Source organism: Mesorhizobium sp. WSM4846 (genome assembly GCF_055811415.1).
Genome location: NZ_JBVVPZ010000037.1, coordinates 57,851 through 65,510, shown reverse-complemented (window position 1 = coordinate 65,510; position 7,660 = coordinate 57,851). Strand labels below are relative to the sequence as shown.

5 protein-coding genes are annotated in these 7,660 nt (G+C 60.4%); 3 read left to right on the top strand and 2 right to left on the bottom strand.

Annotated features, from left to right (window positions below; genetic code table 11):
* Positions 1 to 1,514, bottom strand: a 1,514-nt coding sequence (locus AC0L15_RS25335; RefSeq protein ID WP_473497494.1) for a PHP domain-containing protein, incomplete at its 3' end; no start/stop codon positions are given.
* A 107-nt stretch (positions 1,515 to 1,621) separates the two neighbouring features.
* The gene (gene ligD, locus AC0L15_RS25330; protein WP_473497492.1) at positions 1,622 to 3,520 is read right to left on the bottom strand and encodes a DNA ligase D; all 1,899 of its coding nucleotides are present in this window, start codon (positions 3,518 to 3,520) and stop codon (positions 1,622 to 1,624) included.
* 621 nt (positions 3,521 to 4,141) lie between these two features.
* Between ligD and AC0L15_RS25325 the strand changes: the two genes are divergently transcribed.
* The 3 genes from AC0L15_RS25325 (at position 4,142) to AC0L15_RS25315 (ending at position 7,523) form a co-directional block, all read left to right on the top strand.
* Complete coding sequence (locus AC0L15_RS25325) at positions 4,142 to 4,606, top strand: hypothetical protein (RefSeq protein ID WP_473497490.1); 465 nt, start codon at positions 4,142 to 4,144, stop codon at positions 4,604 to 4,606.
* A 564-nt stretch (positions 4,607 to 5,170) separates the two neighbouring features.
* Positions 5,171 to 6,226 (top strand): LacI family DNA-binding transcriptional regulator, encoded by a 1,056-nt coding sequence (locus tag AC0L15_RS25320; RefSeq protein ID WP_473497488.1) that lies wholly within the window; start codon positions 5,171 to 5,173, stop codon positions 6,224 to 6,226.
* Positions 6,227 to 6,281: 55 nt separating this feature from the next.
* Positions 6,282 to 7,523: an ABC transporter substrate-binding protein gene (locus AC0L15_RS25315; protein WP_023802292.1), complete on the top strand. Its 1,242-nt coding sequence runs from the start codon at positions 6,282 to 6,284 to the stop codon at positions 7,521 to 7,523.
* Positions 7,524 to 7,660: the final 137 nt, after the last annotated feature.

Sequence of the window (7,660 nt, the reverse complement as noted above, 5' to 3'; positions counted from 1 at the left end):
GGATTGATGCTGAAGATGCAGCCCTGATCGAGTGCCTTTTGATGCCAGCGCCAGTCGAGGTCGAGTCGCCAAGGATGTGCGTTGATTTCGACAGCGACGCCGTGTTTTGCACACGCTTTGAGGGCTTTGTCGACGTCGAGATCATAACCGGGCCGGCGCAACAGCTGGCGACCGGTCATGTGCCCGAGGATTGTCGTCCGAGGATTTCCGATCGCCTCAATGATACGCTCCGTCTGTTCCTTCTTGGGCAACTTGAAGAGGCTGTGCACGCTCGCGACGACGAAATCGAACTGTTCCAAGATATGATTCGGGTAATCGAGCGAGCCATCCGCCAGGATGTCGGCCTCGATGCCCTTCAGTATGCGAAATTTTCCATTGTATGCCTTGTTCAGCCGGTCAGCTTCGCGGTGCTGTTCAGCAATCTCCTGCAACGAAAGGCCGCCTGCGTAGTGAGCGGACTGCGAATGATCGGCGACACCATAGTATTCGAAACCGCGCTTGCGCGTGGCTTCAGCCATTGCCTCAAGCGTTTCGGTGCCATCGGATGCGGTCGTGTGAGAATGCAGGATGCCATGCAGATCTTCATCCCGAATGAGGGCGGGTAGCTTCTGCTTTGCCGCTCGCTCAATCTCGTCCCTGCCTTCGCGCAATTCAGGCTCGATAAACTGCAAGTCTAGAGCTTGGTAGATTTCTTCTTCTGTCGCTGACGCGATCAGCTTTCTCCCGCGATGAAGCCCGTCGGCGTTTAGGGTGAATCCCTTGTCGGCCGCGAACGTCTTCAGTTGCTCAAGGTGGTCTGCCGAACCGGTTGCTTCGAGCAGGTTTGCGCCAAAGTGCTTCCTGTCCGTGACAACAAGCCTGAGAGTCGTATCCTCGATTCCAGTCGACTTTCTGCCCTGCGCTACCAGGGCGAAGTCGGAAACGAGCTCGCAACCGCGCCGGAAGTCACCTGCAATTTCGACGCGCGAAAACTCTGGATGCTCTTGCTTCACCGATATGACCGCATGTTCGAGAAGAGCGGCGGCCTTGTGCAGGTGAAGTTGCGTTTCGCCGCTTCGCACGATGGCCAGGCTCTGCAGGAGTTTTGTCTGAAGCGCGGCGCCGAGACCTTTGACTGGGCGTATGCGGTCTTCTCTTGCTGCGGCCTCGAGTTCCGCCAGCGAGTTTACGCCGAGCAGCTGATGAAGCTTCAGTATCTTATCGGGACGAAGCCCGGGTATGGCAAACAGCTCCATCACGCCCGCTGGAACATCCTCGCGCAGCTTCTCAAGGCTTGGGTGTGTGCCGGTTTGGTAAAGCTTGGTCACGATGTCTGCGATCGCGTCACCGATCCCCGGGATCTTGGTGAGGGCGCCGGTGGCGATGATCCGATCAAGCGGCTGCGACAGCGCCGTCAGACTGTCTGCCGCGCGCAAGTATGCCTTTGTGCGATAGGGATTGTCGTCGCGCATAGACGCCCGTTGCGCGTATTCCCTCAAAAGACTGGCGACGGTCCTCGGATCGATTTTTGCCATGGCTTCAGCCAAACGAGGCCGATCTCCGCAGGTTCCAATCAGGCAAGGCCATGAGCGCCGCGTTGCCCTTTAAATCCCGGCTTTACTGCCTCTTCCCGCGTCGGACGCTACAGATTGGGCAAGGATTGGTCAGCGCGACCCCATCCCGCCAGAGCTTTGGAGGCTGCGCGTTTCTTTAATTCAGGAGCATCGCCCACGTGGAAATGAGAGGGCGCATCTATTGTCTTCATCTCTGCCCACGTAATCGGTGCCGCGACAGGGGCGCCAGGACGTGATCTTGCGCTGTAGGGCATGATCGCGGTCGCCCCGCGCTGATTGCGTAGATAGTCCACAAAGATGCGACCCTTGCGGCGCGCCTTTGACAACACGGCCGTGAAATGGGCCGGATCGCTCTGGGCGACCGCCTGCGCCAGGCGAGACGCGAAGTCCTTCACCTCTGGCCACTCGGCGCCAGGGGTGAGGGGCGCGATGACGTGCACTCCTTTGCCTCCCGTCAGCATCGGGAAAGTCTTAAGCCCCAGCGATTTAAGGATAGCGCGGAACTGAAAGGCAGCGGCGCGGATGGCCTCAAAATCGAGGCCTTCATCGGGGTCGAGGTCGAACACGAGGCGGTCGGCCTTTTCGACATCCTCGATCCGAGCCCCCCATCCATGCAGCTCAATCGTTCCCATCTGGACGCAAGTCATCAGTCCGTCGGCATCGTCGACATAGAGATATGGTTCCTCGTGCCCGTCCTTCTCCGTGATGCCGACATGGTGGACTTTGTCGCCAAAGCTGCCGGCGTCGTGTTTTTGGAAGAAGCACTTCTTCGCGCGGCCCTGTGGGCATCGAACCAGACTGATCGGCCGGCTGCCAACCCAAGGAAGCATGATCGCCGCGACCGCTGCGTAATGGTCGGCGAGCTGTCCCTTGGTAATGTTGGACTCCGGATAGATGACGCGGTCACGGTTACTTATCGCGATGCCGGTTGTCGCAGACGCGGCGAGATCGGCTGCATGACGTTCCGTCTCGAGCACGACCGCCTCCGGCTTCTTGTCTTCGCGGAGACCAAGATAGCTCGGATGTCGTAACGTCCCTTCATTTGTCATTTCGGTGAAGGCAATCTCAGCGACCAGTTTCGGACGGAGCCAGTGTGCGCCGCGCACTTCGGCGCGTGGTGCGTCGACGGTCGCGGCCTTCTGCTCAAGCGGCGCCATGATCATCAAGAGACGAAGAAGTTCAGCGGTATCGAAGCCGGTGCCGACTTTCCCGGCGTAACGCAGCTTGCCGCCGTCATGAACGCCAAGGATCAAGGACCGAAACGCGCGGACCTTGTCGGACGGCGTCCAGCCGACAATCACAAATTCCTGCCGCCTGATGCATTTGATCTTCAGCCAGCTTGCGCCGCGGGCCGCCACATAACTCGAATCCGCGAGCTTTGAGATGACGCCCTCAAGGCCGGCTGCGCAGAAGCGATCGAGCAGCTCTTCTCCGCGGCCGAGGATATGGTCGGAGTAACGAAGGACCGGATTTTTCGCAGGCAAGATCGCCTCCAGCTTCGCCTTGCGCTCAAGAAGAGGAAGCCTTGTCAGATCTTCGCCGTCGAGCTGCAGCAGATCGAACGCATAAAAGTCGATAGTCGCCGGGGCACCCTTCAATGCATTCTGAAGCGCCTGGAAGTTAGATCTTCCTTCCGCATCGACAACCACGGCCTCGCCATCAATCAGGGCGGAGCGCACCTTGAGCTTGCGAGCCTCGGAGAGGATCGAGGGAAAACGGCTAGACCAGTCCAGACCAGATCGTGTGTAGGCTCGCGCCTCGCCACCGCCGACGGCAACGAGAATACGATAGCCGTCGTATTTCATCTCATGGATCCAACGATCGCCGGCAGGGACCGTGTCCACGAGCGTTGCGAGCTGGACCGGCCGGAAAGCGGGCGGCGCTAAAGTGACCTCGTCACGAGCGGGCGACTTCGCTTGACTAGCGCTCGACCCATTGATTGCCTTACGCGACGTTGGCTTGACCACTCTGACCTAAACCATACTCCAGAGACGAAATAGCGTTATCCGCGTCCAACGCGCGACTACTTCTTTAGTTTCGCTGCAGGCCGTATTGAGCTTTTCGCGATCATTGCCGACCCGCTTGATTAGCGCCTCGGCCTGAGGCCGTGCTCCTGCCTCCGGCCCTTCCATTTTCCCGATTTGCGCGCACAGTTAACTGGCAATAATCAAGAGCAGGAACGTGCCCTCAAATGCCGCCACAGCGTATCCGCTTTCTGCCATCGGCTTTAGAAGCCCGACATTCCGGTTCCGGTCCCCTAAACGGCCTGTCAGCTTTGCGCCATAACCTGTCATTCGCGGCGCTTCTCCGAACCTTCCCTTTGCGCAACGGCCCAAGCCGACCCAACGCATCGTTCGGCCATGCCACAAGATCCGCATCGGGCGGAAGACCAGTCTTTTTTCCTGTCCCCAAACTAGGGTCTTCAACAGCCAGATCAAAGGGCTGTAGTTGAATTCGCGAATTCGACGCCCGAATACACGCGCGGACATGTTGCTTAGACGTGTTTTGCGGACTTATACTGGATGTTTGGCGAGCCTGCCCCGGCACGCAGCCGGGGTGGCAGCCCGGCTCTACGGTGGAGGTTTACCATGAAAATTACATCGCTAGTGGCTCTCTTTACGTTGTGCTCGGTTCCCGTAATTGCAGCAGACTTCCCGAAAAGTGGAGAGGCGGAATACGATACTTACTACGTATTCGAGACCGTGGCCAAAGTGGACAGCGGCGTTGGCACAGGGGGAATAGACGAATTCACCGGTCTCACGCGTAACGTCAAAGGGGATGGCCCGTTCCATGACATGTCGGTGCACTGCCTTGGGCACTGGACGATGATCAAGGATGATTTCAACTTCGATGGCAGTTGTGTCGAAACCGACAAAGACGGCGACAACGTCTTCACAACGTTCGATAACCAGAACCACTACATCGTCGGGGGCACAGGAAAGTACAAAGGAATTACTGGAAAGGCCCCCTACACCCCGGCTCAGCTACACGAAACGGTTGGCGGTCGAATCGGACGCGTGGTCAACCATAAGGCGTCCTGGGAGATCAAGTAGGCCTGAGTTTCGGACACTGACCCTGGGCGGCCCGGGTACGGCGCTCTGCGCCCGCGCCCGGATCGTCGCCTTCTACCGCGCTCGCCTGGTCGACCAGCCGCAGCTAGGGAAACTGAGCGCTGCAATTCTTGGCATGAACTATAGAGCTCGGTGTTCAGGCGGACCGGATAAGGTGGAACACCCAAGCTTCGGCTGGAAGCAAGCGCAGACGACATCAAGCGTTAGTAGTTGGACGGCCGCTTCGGGTCAGGTTACGACGATGCCCACACCAACCTGAATGTCCGATCTTGAATATTCGCAGCCCAAAGCTGCCGGTCTGCTCTCGGCCCATTGCGGTCATCCGCGAGTATGCATCTGGCTGACTGGAAATGGCGCAAGGCGGTCATTGACGAACAACCGCGTCGCCTGCTTGTCATCCCCTCTTGCCATCCCCACCACCTTCCCCTAATCTCCCTCTGAGAAAACCTTTTCCCAAATCAGCTTGCATCTGCTGACCTCACCAGTCGGCGTCTCGCAGGGTGATTAGAGAAAACCTTTTCCCAACCAAGGAACTCGCCGCGCACCATGGTTTCCGACGCCTCGCCAGCGCCCGCCAAAAACCCGGTCACCCTCCGTGAGGTGGCCGCCACCGCCGGCGTCAGCGTTGCGACGGCCTCAAAAGCCCTCAACGGGCAGGGGCGGATGACAGCCGAGACGCGCGAGCGCATTCGCGAGACTGCGCAGCGGCTCGGCTTTCGCCCGAACAGCCTGGCGCAGAGCCTGTTGCGCCGGCGTTCGTTTACCGTCGGCCTGTTGACCAACGACACCTATGGCCGGTTTTCGCTGCCGGTCATGTCGGGCATTTCGGATGCGCTGGTCGACAAGGGCGTCTCGGTGTTTTTGTGCAATGTCGAGGACGACCAGCGCCTCGGCCAGCTGCATGTCGATGCCATGCTCGACAAGCGTGTCGACGGCATCATCGCAACTGGAAAGCGCATCGATCGCCACCTGCCGGTCGACTTGTCCAATCTCGGCGTTCCCGTGATTTACGCCTTCACCCAGCCCGATCCCGGTGCCATCGCCTTTGTCTCTGATGATGCCGGCGGTGCGCGCCTGGCGGTCGAGCATTTTTGGCGGCTTGGCCGGCGGCGCATCGCCCATGTCAGCGGGCCGGCGAGTTTTGCGGTGGTGCACGCGCGGGCACAGGCCTATCGTGACGTGCTGACCGAGAAAGGCTTGCCGGTCATGGAACCATTGCTCGGATCGTGGTCGGAAGCGTGGGGGCACGAGGCGGTGAAGACGCTTTTCGACGGTCAGCTGTCGAAGCGCGGGGGCGAAAAGCCCGATGCCGTGTTTTGCGGCAACGACCAGATCGCGCGCGGCGTCATCGACGCGCTGCGCGAGCGCGGGCTTGGCGTGCCGGGCGATGTCGGCGTCATCGGTTTCGACAACTGGCAGATCGTCGCCGAGGCAACCCGCCCGCCGCTGACCTCCGTCGACATGAACCTGGCGGCACTCGGGCGCGAGGCCGGCCTCACCTTGCTTTCGCTCGTCGGCGGCGAACCCGCCGAGCCGGGCATCCGAAAACTGCCGTGCCGGCTGGTGGTGCGTCAGTCATGCGGCCGTCCACCGGACGGCTGAGATTAAGACGCCGTGCGGGGAGCGCGGCCTAAGCAGAACCATCAGGAGGAGAACCATGAGAACTATGATTGCCGGGCTCGCTATTGCCGCGAGCATCCTGAGCTTTCCGTCCGCCGCCGCCGAGACCGCCAACATCTGGGTTCGCGCCGACGGCTCGAACTTCATGCCGCGCATCGTCGATGCCTTCAACAAGAGACATGAGAACCAGATCAAGCTGGACATCATCCCCAATGCCGAGATCATCCCGAAATACGGCGCTGCCGCCGCCGGCGGCACGGCGCCCGATGCGCTGTCGCTCGACCTGATCTACACGCCGTCCTTCGCCGCCGCCGGCCAGCTGGAGGACATCACCGACTGGGCGAAATCGCTGCCTTATTTCAACAGCCTGTCGCCGGCGCACGTCAAAACCGGCACCTACAAGGACCGCATCTACGGGCTGCCGTTCTCCGCCGATAGCTCGGTGCTGATCTGGAACAAAAAACTTTTCAAGCAGGCCGGCCTCGACCCTGAAAAGGGGCCGACCAACTGGGCCGAGATCGAGGCCTATGCCGAAAAGGTCAACGCGCTTGGCGGCGATATCAAAGGCTTCTATTTCTCCGGCAATTGCGGCGGCTGCAACATCTTCACCTTCACGCCGCTGATCTGGGCCTCGGGCGGCGACATCCTCACCGAGGACGGCTCGAAAGCGACGCTCGACAGCCCGCAGCTGCGCGGCGCCATCGATCTTTATCGGTCGATGGTCAAGAAGGACCTGGTGCCGGCAGGCGCGCAGACCGATACCGGCTCCAACTTCTTTGCGGCGTTTGCCGCCGGCAATATCGGCATCTCGCCGTCCGGCGCCTTCGCCATCGGCGCGCTGAACACGCAATACCCGGACATCGACTACGGCGTCACCTTCCTGCCGGGCAAGGATGGCGGCTGGTCGTCCTTTGCCGGCGGCGACAATTTCGTCGTCACCAAGGGCACCACGAAAATCGCGGTGGTGAAGGAGTTCCTCGACTTCGCCTATTCGCTGGAGGGCCAGACCATCCTGGCGAAATACGGCAGCCTGCCGGTGCGCGGCGACATCGCCAACGAGGCGCTGAAAGACCTTGACCCGCGCTACAAGATCGCCGCCGAGGCCATGGCCAAGGGCCGCACGCCCTATTCGGTGGTGTTCAACGACCTGATCAACTCCGCCAACGGTCCGTGGAACCAGATGGTCAACGAGGTCTTCTTCGGCGAGGACGTCAATGGCGCCATCGCCAATGCGCAGGAAACCATGCAGTCGATCATCGATTCGGCACCGCAGCAGTAAGCGCCGGCTTACCTCCCCCTTGAGGGGAGGTCGGACCGCAGGTCCGGGTGGGGTCGTCGCGGCAGTGCTCGACGTTCTCTTTGCGTCGGCGCGCTGCACAGGCGACCCCACCCCCGACCTTCGGCCGGACCCTCCCC